Raw genomic sequence first — 12,549 nt, 5'->3', positions numbered from 1 at the left:
CGTGAATGACGCCGTTCGCTAAGTTAACGCCATGCATGTCTCGCAAATCACCCGCCCTGGCCGGTCCGTCTCCGTACTGGCCTACGACGGCATGTCCGCCTTCGAGCTCGGCATCGTCACCGAGGTGTTCGGCCTGCCCCGTCCGGAGCTCGACGTCCCCTGGTACGACCTGACGGTGTGCTCGCAGGGGCCGGGGCCGGTACGCGTCGTCGGCGGCGCGTTCCTGAACACCCCGCACGGCCTGGAGGTCTTCTCGGCGGCTCACACGGTCATCGTCCCCGGCGTCCCCGACGTGACCGGCGATCCGGCACCGGAGCTGACAGCGGCACTGCGGCTGGCGCACCGGCGGGGGGCACGCGTCGTCTCCATCTGTTCCGGCGCGTTCGCGCTGGCGGCCGCGGGACTGCTCGACGGACGCCGGGCCACCACCCACTGGCGCCATGCCGATCTGCTGCGCCGCCGTTACCCCAAGGTCCGCGTCGACGCGAACGCCCTCTACGTCGACGAGCACGACGTGATCACCGGCGCGGGCAGTGCGGCCGGCCTCGACGTGTGCACGCACCTCGTCCGCAAGGACCACGGCGCGGCGATCGCCAACGCCGTCGCCCGCCGGCTGGTCATCCAGCCCCACCGCGACGGCGGGCAGGCCCAGTACATCGAGACGCCCGTGACCGCGGGCCCCGGCGACGACCGGATCGCCCGCAGCATGGCCTGGGCGCTGGAGCATCTCCCCGAGGCCCTCACCGTGGAGACCCTGGCCCGCCAGGCGCACATGTCGACGCGCACCTACCTGCGCCACTTCGCGAGAGCGACGGGGACCAGTCCCATCCGCTGGCTCATCACCCAGCGGGTGCAGGCCAGCCTTCCCCTGCTGGAGACCAGCGACGCCTCCGTCGAACAGATCGCGGCCGCGGCCGGCTTCGACACCGCCGTGACCTACCGCCACCACTTCGGCCGGATCATGCGGACCTCCCCCACCGCCTACCGCCGGGCGTTCCACACCGGCGAGGTGGGGCCGGCCTCGCGAGCCCTGTAGCGGGACAGCGCCGAGGACCGTCTCGGCCCTCGCCGGTCTCCAGCCCGGTGAAGCCCGCACCGACGACCACGGCCGCGCATCGAGCGCAGTGGCGCCCGGCAGCGAGCCCGCCCGCGCCGGTGACCCTCCACATGTACAACACCCTCGACAAGGCCCTGAATGTGGTGACGCTGGGACTCCTCGCCGTCGCTTCGGCCGCTCTCCTGCTTCCCGTCGCCCGGAGTCGGTCTGAGAGCTCCCACGCCGTCACTTTCAGAATCCATGATCGGCATACCCGGTTATGACCCCTGAGCCCGCCGGCCGGGCACGGGGATGCCGGTCATTCAGGGGTGACGGGCACCAGCCGTTCCCGAGGGGCTTCCGGCCGCGCGTGGCGCAGGCGGGCACAGGCGGCGTCGAGCGTGGCGGCGTCGATCATCTCCTCGTGGGTGCCCGGGCTGCCGCAGGCGTACGCCCCGGAGACCGAGCCCGCCAGCACGCACTCCGCCGGCTCCGCGCCGGCCAGCCACGCCCGGGTGAAGGCGGTGCTGAACGCGTCGCCCGCGCCGTTGCTGTCCACGACGGGCCGCTCGGGCGTCACCGCGGGGAAGGCCCGTACGACACCGTCCGCGCGTGTCAGCATCCGGCAACCGTCGGCGCCGTCGGTCGCGACGACCACGGTGGCGCGACCCTCGTCGAGGATGTGGCGCATCACCTCCTCGCACCGGTCCCCGGCCGTCGCCGCGCTCATGAAGACCAGGTCGGAGCGGAAGGCGTAGGGGTGCGCCCAGGGATCGCGGCCGTCCCAGGAGTGCAGGTCCGTCGAGACGGACCTGCCGAGACGCTCGGCGTCGTCGAACACGGTGCCGGGATGATAGGCACGCGATATGTGCACGTGCCCGCAGCGTTCGAGGAAGGGCAGGTAGAACTCGGGCGGCAGCCTCAGGTCCGCCGGGTGCCTGCCGTCGTAGAAGGAGAAGCGCCGTCCCTGGCCGTCCACCAGGTTGACGCTGCGCGGGGTGCCGTTGGGTGCGGGCAGGTGGCTGAAGTCGAGCCCGACCGCGGCGTACCTGTCGAGGATCAGCCGCCCCTGCGGGTCGTCGCCGACGAAGTCGACGAACTTCGTGCGCAGGCCGAGGGCGTGGAACCCGAGTGCCACGCCGTTCCCGGAGTGGCCCACGTAGTCGTGGATCGGAGGGACGCCGACGGAGTCTCCCCCGGGTACGGCCAGCGCGTCGACACGCACGATCGTGTCCACGCCGGTGCCGCCGACCACCAGGACGTCATAGCCGACCATCAGCCGCCTTCATCTCTCAATTGGGCATTAAGCGCTTTTTTCACCCTACGGCTCAGTACTTCCAAAGATCAGGCGAGCCGCGGAATCTCCCGCCGGCACCGTGAAGGGGTGCGGTGACAACGGGACCACTATTCGAGCGGGTTGTCAGATTGGCTCTCCGGCGTCCCGGGCCGATTCGGCGCCCTGACGGAACCCCTCGGCCACCGTGAGCACAACGAGCGTCAGCAGAAGGGGAGCGACCAGGCCGAGCGAAAGGGCGGGCGGCGCGCTCACCGGGCTGTCCGGCCCGCCGAGTCCGAGGCGGGTCAGCACGAGGTCGCCGGCCACGTAGGGGAACACCTCCGCCGAGACGGCGGCGACCATGATCAGGCCGGCGATCGCACCGAGCCTGGCGGCGTTGCCGGACCGGAAAGGGCGCCTGGCGGCGATGGAGAGCAGCAGCGTGCGGAGCAGCAACGCCCCAAGTCCGGCGCACACGCCGACCAGCGCGACATCACCACGCCCGGCGAGCTGCTCCGCCACCGTGGAGTCCCATGCGGTCAGCATGAGCGTGCCGGTGCCCGCCTCCAGCCAGCTGCTTTCCGGGAGTCCGGGAAGACGCAGGAGGATGCCCGAGACCTCGGCCGGCTGGCGCAAGGGGTGCTCGGTGCCGGCCCCCGCGCCATCGGTGAGCGGGATCCGCAGGCTGTCCACGGAACGGACCTGCACCGGGACGGTGATGTAGCCATGAGCCTGCGTCGCACCGTTCACGGCGAAGGCGATGCCGCCGATCGGGACCGTCACGGCGACGACCAGGGCCAGTCCCGCCAGGAATCGCACCAGCGCCGGGCTCGCGAACCCCCTCCGGCCACGGACCGGGGGTGATGCCTGATCGGTTTCCATCACTGTCCTTCTTCCGCGAGCGACGCGATTCTCGCCGGACTGAACCCCATCGATTCAACTCCCTCCGTGCGGGGAGGACAATCGGCCGGAGAGGGAGATCGCCGTACTCCGGGCACACACGAGATAGAGGCGGCGGGACCTCCCAGGTCACGTGTCCCTTCTCACCTTCCAGGTCACGCGTCCCTTCTCGCGAGCACAACCGCCCCCGCGCCGAGGGCCACGATCACGTATGCCGGCAGTACGGCGAGCGCGCCGAGCGGCGGCAGGCCTCCCACCGCGGATGGATGATCCACGAGCCGGGCGGCGAGGTTGGAGGGCAGCACCGAGGCGATCCGGTCGTTCCACGGATCGGCGAGGAGGTTCACCGCCAGGGGCGACACGAACAGCAGGACGCAGACGGTGACGATCGCTCCGGCGGTGGATCGCATGACCGTTCCCAGGCCGAGTGCGACCAGCGCGATCACGGCCACCGACAGGCCCGAGGCGAGCACCAGGCTGTGACTTGTGGACCGCCATCGGCGGGATGAAAAAGGTTCAATGTCTGATCCGAAAATCGGACAGTCAGTGGGCAGGCGGCAGCGGACCCCGGGCTGGTAATCGTCGCGTCGGGGTCTGCCGGGGCGGTTGTGGTCAGGCGGCGGGTTCCAGGGTGACGGTGAATCCGAGGGCTTCGAGCTGGCGGATGTGATCGCGTTTCTTGCGTTCGGGGTTGATCCGGGACTGGTAGAAATCGGCGCCCAGGTCTTTGAATCGGGCCTGAGGATCGCTGAGTAGGTGCCAGACGATGACCAGAATGGACCGGCCGACCGCGACGATGGCGCGTTTCTTTCCCCGGCGCCGGGCGATGCGCCGGTAGCGCTCGCCGAGGAAGGTGTCGGTCCTTCCGGCGGTCACAGCGGCTTCGCCCAGCACGCGCGCCAGGTACCGGTTGCCGTGACCGGTGGAGTTTCGCCCCTTCTTCTTGCCCACCGATTCCTTGGCTTTGGGAGCGAAACGTGCCCAGGAAGCCAGATGGCCGGCGGTGGGGAAACGGCTCATATCCAGGCCGATCTCGGAGATGATCGCGTAGGCGGCGGTCGGGCCGATCCCGGGAATCTCATCGAGGCGCTCGACCGCATCAACGAAAGGGGCGATCTCTTCTTCGATCTTTCTGTCCAGTTCTGCATCAGGCTCCCGGGTTGCCGTTCACGGGAACGGGGACATGGCGGGGTCGTGACGGCATGGAACGGTTCCTGGCCACGTTCGGCGAGGTTTGGGAGGTCGACCGGATCCTGTCGCATCCCGATCATCTTTGATCTAGAGCCAGAAACCGTCGGTGGCTCGCGCGGAATTAATGGGCTCTGACTCACTCTCGATGATCAGTTACTCAGGGTGATACCGAGCGTGGGCGGGACGTCAGTGGCCCTGCACGTCGAAGACTGCCCTGGAGAAGTCGCGGGTGGCGAGGTGGTCCCGGCGTATGCCCCAGATGATGTGCGCCCCGTCGCCCCAGATCATGTGCTCTGTCTCGTCCAGCTGAAGGAGCGCCACCCACTGACGGGCTTCGGTATAAAACGACTCTTCGTCGTACCAGCCTGCGCCCTGACGTTCGGCGGCAACGGCCTCGAACGGTGACTGCAGGACCATGGCATGGCCGCCGACCTGGTGCCGTGAGCCATGGTGGCGGCGCTCATACTCGCCGACCACTTCCATGAACTCCCGTCCGGCTGACACATGGTTCCAGATCGCAGGAAACACCGCCGAGCCTCCGCCAAATGCTTCGGCGAGCTCCGGCTGAACATTGTCCGGCCAGGTGAGCACGGTTCGCGCGGTAAGCGGCTCCTCCGGGTAAACCCAGCCTTCGGACTGCTGAAGCGTAGGCGTCCCGACAGGAACGTAGATCACGGCATCGCCGTCGCCCTCGAACTCGACAAAGAACAGCAGCGTGCCATCCCCGGGCAGCTCGATGTCGACCTCATACGCAGCCAGCCGCGCACAGTCGAGGGTGGCGACGAGCGACAGCGGATGCGAGCTCGGACCGGTCGGCCAGGACACGCCTTCCGGCAGGTCCGCGGCCCCGCCCAGCCGCCCGACCACCGGCTGGTCGTCCTGAGCGATCGATAGCTGGATTGCCGGACGTAACAGCGCGAGCAGCCGGTCGGCGGTGTCAGCGGGCAGATGCGCTCGGGCGAGGTCGGTGAAGTCCGTCATACCTGGGGAGCATGCCACGGTGCACCGACATTTAGTCCGTGTGGGGACATTCAACCCACGCCCTACATCAGGGCGAGGCCAGCTGGAGATCCTGGCGCACCTCTCCGTTGTATCGTGATCTTGTAACGGCTCGTGCGCAGAGGCCGCCGCTCGTCAACGATCTGGTCTGTCGAGAACCCGGGCATCAACGAGTGGCCGTGAGGTCAATTGTGCTGCATGCGCCGGCGAGCGAGAACGCCTGCTGCCTTCGTTTGTTATGCCCCGCTCCGCGGGAGATGGATGTCCTCAATGTTGAGACCCTCGGTGACACCGTGCTGATCGAGGCGCGTACCGTGGCGAGTGAGGCCTCGCGCCCTGAGTGTGGGCTGTTCTCGCCCCGGGTGCATAGCCGGTATCGCCGGACCGTGTGGGATCTGGCGACGAGCGGGCGGCCGGTCAAGGTCGAGTTGAAGGTGCGCCGCTTCTTCTGGCAGTCCTCAATGGGCATCGACCCACTTTTGAACGCGTTCAACTCGCTGAGTTAGGCTCGTCCCACACGCCCAGGGGGAGCCTGATGAAGATAGTGATACCCGGGGGAACCGGGCAGGTAGGTGCGATCCTGAATCGCGCGCTGACCGCCGCAGGCCATGACGTTGTGGTCCTGACCAGAAGGCCGGTGCGCGAGCGTGAAGTCCGCTGGGACGGCGAAACCCTGGGTCCATGGGCGCAGGAGATCGACGGCAGCGACATCGTGATCAACCTGGCCGGACGCAGCGTCAACTGTCGCTACACCGCAGCCAATCTGCGGGCCATGATGGATTCGCGCGTGCACTCCGCCGGGGTGGTGGGTGAGGCGATCGCAGCCGCCGTGCGTCCTCCCCGGGTCTGGCTGCAGATGAGCACCGCCACGGTCTACTCCCACCGCTTCGACGCGCCCAACGACGAGGCGACCGGCGTGCTCGGCGGCACCGAATTCGGCGTCCCGGATTACTGGGCCTACAGCGTCAAGATCGCAAAAGCGTGGGAGCAAGCGCAGGCGCGAGCCGAAACCCCGCACACGCGCAAGGTCGCCATGCGCTCTGCCATGGTGATGAGTCCCGATCGCGGCGGCGTCTTCGACGCCTTGCTACGGCTGGCGCGGCTCGGCCTCGGCGGCCCGGTCGCGGGCGGCGCGCAGTACGTGTCCTGGATCCACGACCGCGATTTTGTCCGCGCCGTCGATTTCCTGGCCGGCCGAGACGACCTCGACGGGCCGGTGAACCTCGCCGCTCCCGTTCCTCTACCCCAGCGCACGTTCATGCGCGTGCTGCGCGCCGCGTGGGGTGTCGCGGTGGGCCTGCCCGCAGCGAAGTGGATGGCCGGACTCGGCGCGTTCGCGCTGCGCTCGGACACCGAACTCCTGCTGAAAAGCCGCCGAGTCGTCCCCGGACGCCTGCTCGAAGCGGGCTTCACCTTCGACCACGCCCAGTGGCCGGAAGCCGCCGACGACCTCGTGCGACGCGTGCGCGGCGGGCCTGGCCTCACCAAGTGAGCCTTCGGCATTCATCAACGGGGTCGCCCCACGTCGCGGCGGCCCGGCCGGAGGAGGCCAGGGACGCGCTGCGCGTCATCGAGACCACGGGCCGGGACGCGCTGACCGAGATGCGCCAGCTGCTGGGCGTGCTGCGTTCGGACTTCGGCGCGCCGCCCGATCTCTCTCCCTCCCCCGGCCTCGCCGGCCTGTCCGGTCTGGCCGACCAGGCGGCGATGGCCGGGGTCCACGTCGAGCTGGACATCCGGGCGGCCGACCTGCCGGAGGGAGTCGAGCTGTCGGTCTACCGGATCGTGCAGGAGGCGCTGACCGATGTGGTCAGGCATGCCGCCCCCGCCCGGTGCCGTGTCACGGTCGAGGACACCCGGGGCACGGTCAGGATCGAGGTGACCGACGACGGGCCGGGCGGACGGGTTCTGCCGGGACGGCCCGGCCACGGGCTGATCGGGATGCGGGAGAGGGTCGCCGTGTACGGCGGGACCTTCACGGCCGGGCGCCGCCCCGGGGGCGGTTTCGGGGTGTCGGCGTGCCTGCCGTACGGGGAGCCCGCATGACCTGGGATAGCGTGATCCGCGTGCTGGTCGCCGATGACCAGGCGCTGCTGCGCGGCAGCTTCCGCGTCCTGGCGGACACCGCGCCCACCCCGCTAGGTCCTCACCGGCGCCGGATCCCGTTCGGCGACCATAAAACCTTGATCACGTCGGAGGGCGAACAGCTCAGCCGCGCCGTCGCGACCGGCGGCCCGGTGCTACCGTCCGCCCCCGGGTGGAGAGGCCGGGTCCGGTGGTGCGGCCGGGGGGTGTGGCAGGACGGAGACGGCGCCTTTGGCCTCGAAGATCGCGAGGTGGATGCCGTCCGGGCCGTGGTGGCCGTGCTGGCGGAGCACGGCGTCGAGATCGGCTCTGGTGAGTCCGCAACGGCGCAGGTTGCGCAGGTTGACGTGCCCGTCGTGGATCAGGATCCGCAATGGTGGGTCGACCAGACGGCTGATGGCCGGTACGAGCCGCATCCTGGTGATGGCCGCGTGGGCGGCGAGCAGGGCCAGCAGCGCCGCGGTGCCGGTCAGCCATGAGGCGTCGGTCGCCGTGGCGGTGCGTCCCACGATGGCACCGACCGCGACGGCGGCGACCCAGTCGAACGGGGCGAACTCCGCCATGGTCCGGCGCTCGGTGAGCCGGAACGCCACCGCGGCGGTCACGAACAACGCGATCGCCTTGACCGCGGCATGGGCCGCACGGTGCCAGTCGCCGATCAGGGCGTCGCCGAAGCTGTCCATGACGGCCACCTTCAGCCGGCGCCGTCGAGAGCGAGCAGGATCCGGCGGCTCCCCGGACCGGCGATACCGGAGTCTTGGCCGGTCACGGCCCGGGGCGGCGCGGATTCCAACGGCTGTCTCATACGACCAGGCTAAACCTGCAAGGCGCTTCGACCATGGCGAAGCGCCTTGCGGGCAGCGTCGGGTATCACGAGGGCGGATCGCGAAGGTGGGGGTTCAGCGCATGGTGACGTCGAGGGCGGAGATCAGAGCGGCGAGTTCGCGCTGCCGCGATGTGGCCGACCAGACCGCCCATGTTCTGCGGACGATGGGATCGCCGATCAGCGGATGCCACACCATGCCCTCGGGCAGTGGGCGGGCCCAGCCGGGCGAGGCGAACGCGAATGCTCGTCCCGTACCGACGGCCGCGAGTTTCACCTCGGGAGTGACCGGCCGATCCTCGTCGGCGGGCTGGTCGGCGACAGCGACGCCGTGACCGCGTAGTGTGGCCGCGACCTGGTCGTACCAGGCCGGCGTGTCCGACCGTGCGAAGCCGATCCATGCCAGCCCGGCGAGCCGGTGCAGCCGGACCCCGGCCGCCTCGGCGATCTCCTCCGAACGCGCTGTGGCGAGGATGACCCCCATCGACTCCTCGACGGCGAGCACGGCGTCGAAACGCGGATCTGCCGGCCGGTCCCGGACCAGCGCCACGTCCAGCTCGCCTGCCTGCAACGCGGCCAGTTGCACGACGCTCGAAGAGTGCCGGACCTCGACTCTCAGGTCCTGATGCACCGTGCTCAACTCGGTGAGCACGGTCGGCAACAGATCGGCGGGAAGCTCGAGCGGCACACCGATTCTCAGCGATCCGGTGGCCGCGGGCAGCCCGCTGACAGCGGCCATGATTCGATCATGATGTCCGATGAGCTCGCGAACTTCCTGAAGCAGCACCTTGCCCGCGTCGGTGGGTCGTGCCCCGGTGTGGCTGCGCAGGAGCAACTGGACACCGAGCTGGCGTTCCAGCGTCTGCACCGTCTGTGACAGCGCGGATTGGCTCATATGCAGTCTGCGGGCCGCAGCGGACAGGCTCCCTTCCTCCACCACGGTCACGAACGCACGCATCTCTCGTATCTCCACTTCCTCATTGTTGTCGATTTCCTGGTGTGCGGTTGCGGCCGGATTCAGCTAGCGGCTGTGCTTATGGCCGCTATCGGTAATGGCGGGATCCGATCGGCAATAGCGAGTCACCGGCGGAAGTTGCCATCAATGAGTCGCCAAAGGAGCGCCGCCTCGTACGGGTGAGCCCCCTTGCCGGCAATGGGAAAGTCAACCAAAACGGAGATTCGACAACATGGAATTCGCAAACCAGATCGTGCTGATCACCGGCGGCACCGCGGGAATCGGCCTGGAGGCCGCGCGTCTGTTCGCCCGTGAGGGCGCGCAGGTGATCATCACCGGCCGCGACACCGAGCGGGGCAAAAAGGCCGTCGACGCGATCAACGACACCGGGCGCGTGCGCTTCGTCCAGGCCGACCTGGCCGACCTGGACTCGGTGAGCTCGCTGGTCGAGCAGAGCGGCCCGGTCGACGTCGTCGTCAACAACGCCGGAGCCTTCCCGGTCGCGCTGACGGTCGAGCAGGATATCGCTGGCTTCCAGACGATTTTCGACACCAATGTGCGCGGCGCTTACTTCCTCGTCGCCAAGCTTGTGCCGCACATGCTCGAAAGGGGCCGGGGCAACATCGTCAATGTCACCACCATGGCCACGTCCAAGGGAATACCCGGAGCATCGGTCTACAGCGCCTCGAAGTCCGCGCTGGCCTCTTTCACTCGTACGTGGGCCGCGGAATTCGGCCCTCATATCCGGGTCAACACCGTTGCCCCCGGCCCGACCCGGACCGACGGGGTGCTCGTCGAATGGGGTGAGAGCATCGAGGACCTCGCCAGGACGTTGCCGTTGGGCCGCACCGCCCGCGCTCATGAGATCGCCGAGGCCATCCTGTTCGTCGCGTCCCCGCGCGCGAGCTACCTCACCGGCGCGACGATCAATGTCGACGCCGGCGCCACCGCGGTCTGATGTGCTCCCGGATCGGGGATCGGCTCACCCCGCGGGGCGGACGTCCGGCTCGTCGTGCGTTATGTTCCCAGAGAGCCGGCGCCGCGGGACGGCCTGACGCGGGCCGGCGGGGCCAGGCGGGACGAAGTCGTCATGGGCGACCTGCAACCGCGGAAGCCGACCGCGGACCAAACCGGGGAACCTGCTTGGCTACTGCGGCTGCCGGGTATCGAAAGGACCGTCGCCCAGGATTCCCGACCGGTCCGGCAGCCCGATCGCCACACGGAGCCTGGCGAACTCGACCGCGAGGGCCTGAGGCGGATAGTGAGCATTGAGGCCGCTGGGGTTCGGAAGGACCCACACGCGTGCACCGGCGATGGTCTCGGATCGCAGGCCGACCACCGCACCGGAGACGCCGAAGGCCGCGCGGTAGCCGGTGACGCCCAGCAGAGCCAGCCACCTGGGCCGCAAGGACTCCATCCTCTTGACCAGGTCTCTGCCTCCCTCCACGTACTCCTGCGGGGTGAGGTCGGCCGCCCGAGCCGTCGGCCTGCGCACGATGCTGGTGATGCCGGCGCCGAGAGGGAGGAGATCTCGCTCCTCCTCGGCACGGAAGAGGCGAGGCGTGAACCCGGAACGGTACAGCGCAGGCCACATCCGGTTTCCCGGGGTCGCGAAACTGTGCCCTCGGGCCATCGACGCGAGCCCGGGGTTGATGCCGACAAAAACGACGTCCAGGCCCTCGGCGAGGACATCTTTCAGATAGGGACGCGTCTCGATGACGTACTCGCATTCTTCAGACGACACTGTTCTTCGGACCACACCGCGAACCGTGTCCGCGGTCTCAGGCACCGGGGCATCCGGGGCATCGTTCACGCCGCGTGTTCGAGGTTCCGGCGGAACCGTGCCGGCGTCGACCCGGTCGCCATGCGGAACGCCCGGCTGAACGCGGACTCGGAACGGTAGCCGACTTCGGCGGCGACCGAGGCGACCGTGAACTCGGTGTCGGCGAGAAGTTCGGCCGCGGTCATCAACCGGACGTGGGTGAGGAACGCGCCGACGGTCATTCCGGTGCTGCGGGAGAAGTGCCGGATGAATGTGGCCCGCGACATCGCCGCCACTCGCGCCAGGCGCGCGATCGGCCAGTCGGCGCCGGGCTCTCGAAACACCTCGTCGATGACGGCACGGATCCGCTCGTCGTGGGCGGCGGTCCACAGCGCTGTCTCGGCGAGTCGTCCATTCGACGTCCGCAGCACCATCGCGAGCAGTGCGTTGCAGAGGGCCGAGAGGATGGCCGTGGTGCCGGGTCCATCGTTCTGCGCCTCCCGTCGCATGATCGCGCTCAGCATCCGAACGTTTTCGTTCGCCTCGCCGGATTCCGCGAAGGACACGCGCAAGGGGTCGGGAAGGCTCCGAAAGAGCATGGCACCCGCACCGGGACCGAACGAGTAGTGCCCGCAGAAGAGGTCGATCACGCTCTCACCCGCTTGACTGCGGATGGTGGAGAACGCGCCGCCGGGAGTTTCGATGATCCCTTGCCCGTGCCCGGCTCCGGTGGTGCGGATGCGGTGCGGCGTGCCACGGGGAAGCAGCACGACGTCGCCCGGCTGAAGCTCGATGCGCCGATCGGGAAGCTCGAGCACGCACGCGCCGTCGAGCAGGACGTGGAAGTGCGCCTTGCCCTCACCCTGCGGGGGCACATCCATGACGGTCGCGCCGGCGAGAAGGCAGCGCTTGTCCAGGGTCGCCTGCGGTCTCGCCAGGCGGACGAGATGACTGACTGAATCCATGATGAGACGCTCACGAGGAAAATTGAGATTTATAAGCCTTGTGAGCTCAATTCTACCTATCGAGACTGGAGGCATGGACACCACCAACGACACCCTTCACGCCGATCTCCTTGTCATCGGCTTCGGCAAGGGCGGCAAGGCCGTCGCCAACACAATGGGCCGCCTCGGCAAGCGCGTGGTGCTCGTCGAGCAATCGAACCGGATGTACGGAGGCACCTGCCCCAACGTCGGCTGCGTGCCGACCAAGGCACTGGTCCACCACGCCGAAAAACGCCGCACCAGCGACCCGGCCCAGGAATGGTACGCACGCTCGGTCGAAGAGGTCCAAGCCCTCACCGCGCTGTTTCGGCGCGGCAACTACGAGGCGCTGAACAACGCCGAGACCACAACCGTCCTCACCGGCCGAGCCACCTTCCTCGACCCGCACACCGTCGCCGTCGAAGCCGGCGGCGAACGCCTCATCGTCTCCGCCGAGACCATCCTGATCAACACCGGCGCCGAAACGATCATCCCCGACGTCCCCGGCCTGCGCGAGAGCAAGCACACCCTGACCAGCA

The 12,549-nt window shown here is 68.7% G+C and carries 15 protein-coding genes; 6 read left to right on the top strand and 9 right to left on the bottom strand.

All coding sequences use genetic code 11. From position 1 onward, the window contains the following. Positions 1-31: 31 nt before the first annotated feature. Positions 32-1,036, top strand: coding sequence for a helix-turn-helix domain-containing protein (locus CHC08_RS21610; protein WP_089209152.1), 1,005 nt, complete (start codon positions 32-34; stop codon positions 1,034-1,036). Positions 1,037-1,355: 319 nt separating this feature from the next. Here the strand turns inward: CHC08_RS21610 and CHC08_RS21605 are convergent, their stop codons facing one another. From CHC08_RS21605 to CHC08_RS21585, 5 genes are all read right to left on the bottom strand, one after another. After that, entirely contained in the window at positions 1,356-2,312 is a 957-nt protein-coding gene (locus CHC08_RS21605; protein ID WP_179282145.1) for a carbohydrate kinase family protein, read from the bottom strand. A 144-nt stretch (positions 2,313-2,456) separates the two neighbouring features. Then, positions 2,457-3,194, bottom strand: a complete 738-nt coding sequence (locus CHC08_RS21600) for a hypothetical protein (RefSeq protein ID WP_089209150.1) — start codon at positions 3,192-3,194, stop codon at positions 2,457-2,459. Positions 3,195-3,367: 173 nt separating this feature from the next. Continuing rightward, a complete protein-coding gene (locus CHC08_RS21595; RefSeq protein WP_089209149.1) occupies positions 3,368-3,685 on the bottom strand; it encodes a hypothetical protein in 318 nt (105 codons plus the stop codon). Between the two features lie 139 nt (positions 3,686-3,824). Next, positions 3,825-4,328 carry a transposase gene (locus CHC08_RS21590; RefSeq protein WP_275937194.1) on the bottom strand — a complete coding sequence of 168 codons (504 nt, stop codon included), beginning with the start codon at positions 4,326-4,328 and terminating at the stop codon, positions 3,825-3,827. Between the two features lie 261 nt (positions 4,329-4,589). Continuing rightward, positions 4,590-5,384, bottom strand: a complete 795-nt coding sequence (locus CHC08_RS21585) for a YwqG family protein (protein ID WP_089209148.1) — start codon at positions 5,382-5,384, stop codon at positions 4,590-4,592. A 275-nt stretch (positions 5,385-5,659) separates the two neighbouring features. Between CHC08_RS21585 and CHC08_RS21580 the strand changes: the two genes are divergently transcribed. Genes CHC08_RS21580 through CHC08_RS21570 form a run of 3 tightly spaced genes read left to right on the top strand, consistent with a single transcriptional unit; the run spans position 5,660 to position 7,448 of the window. Next, on the top strand, positions 5,660-5,908 hold the full coding sequence (locus tag CHC08_RS21580; protein ID WP_089209147.1) for a transposase family protein: 249 nt from the start codon (positions 5,660-5,662) through the stop codon (positions 5,906-5,908). 29 nt (positions 5,909-5,937) lie between these two features. Further along, positions 5,938-6,894, top strand: a complete 957-nt coding sequence (locus tag CHC08_RS21575; protein WP_089209146.1) for a DUF1731 domain-containing protein — start codon at positions 5,938-5,940, stop codon at positions 6,892-6,894. Continuing rightward, positions 6,891-7,448, top strand: a complete 558-nt coding sequence (locus CHC08_RS21570; protein ID WP_218825402.1) for a sensor histidine kinase — start codon at positions 6,891-6,893, stop codon at positions 7,446-7,448. The genes CHC08_RS21575 and CHC08_RS21570 overlap by 4 nt, the downstream gene beginning before the upstream one ends. Before the next feature lie 194 nt (positions 7,449-7,642). Here the strand turns inward: CHC08_RS21570 and CHC08_RS21565 are convergent, their stop codons facing one another. Then, the gene (locus CHC08_RS21565; RefSeq protein WP_089209256.1) at positions 7,643-8,170 is read right to left on the bottom strand and encodes a YetF domain-containing protein; all 528 of its coding nucleotides are present in this window, start codon (positions 8,168-8,170) and stop codon (positions 7,643-7,645) included. Between the two features lie 216 nt (positions 8,171-8,386). Continuing rightward, positions 8,387-9,268 (bottom strand): LysR family transcriptional regulator, encoded by an 882-nt coding sequence (locus CHC08_RS21560; protein WP_089209255.1) that lies wholly within the window; start codon positions 9,266-9,268, stop codon positions 8,387-8,389. Positions 9,269-9,497: 229 nt separating this feature from the next. Here CHC08_RS21560 and CHC08_RS21555 point away from each other — a divergent pair, with 229 nt between their 5' ends. Then, a complete protein-coding gene (locus tag CHC08_RS21555) occupies positions 9,498-10,223 on the top strand; it encodes an SDR family NAD(P)-dependent oxidoreductase (protein WP_089209144.1) in 726 nt (241 codons plus the stop codon). Positions 10,224-10,412: 189 nt separating this feature from the next. Here the strand turns inward: CHC08_RS21555 and mug are convergent, their stop codons facing one another. Then, positions 10,413-11,024 (bottom strand): G/U mismatch-specific DNA glycosylase, encoded by a 612-nt coding sequence (mug, locus tag CHC08_RS21550; protein WP_245878457.1) that lies wholly within the window; start codon positions 11,022-11,024, stop codon positions 10,413-10,415. A 50-nt stretch (positions 11,025-11,074) separates the two neighbouring features. Further along, positions 11,075-11,992 carry an AraC family transcriptional regulator gene (locus CHC08_RS21545; RefSeq protein ID WP_089209143.1) on the bottom strand — a complete coding sequence of 306 codons (918 nt, stop codon included), beginning with the start codon at positions 11,990-11,992 and terminating at the stop codon, positions 11,075-11,077. A 73-nt stretch (positions 11,993-12,065) separates the two neighbouring features. Here CHC08_RS21545 and CHC08_RS21540 point away from each other — a divergent pair. Continuing rightward, positions 12,066-12,549, top strand: a 484-nt coding sequence (locus CHC08_RS21540; protein WP_179282144.1) for an FAD-dependent oxidoreductase, incomplete at its 3' end; no start/stop codon positions are given.

Source organism: Streptosporangium subroseum (genome assembly GCF_900188345.1).
Lineage (GTDB): Bacteria > Actinomycetota > Actinomycetes > Streptosporangiales > Streptosporangiaceae > Streptosporangium > Streptosporangium subroseum.
This window is presented reverse-complemented; position numbering and strand designations above follow the sequence as displayed.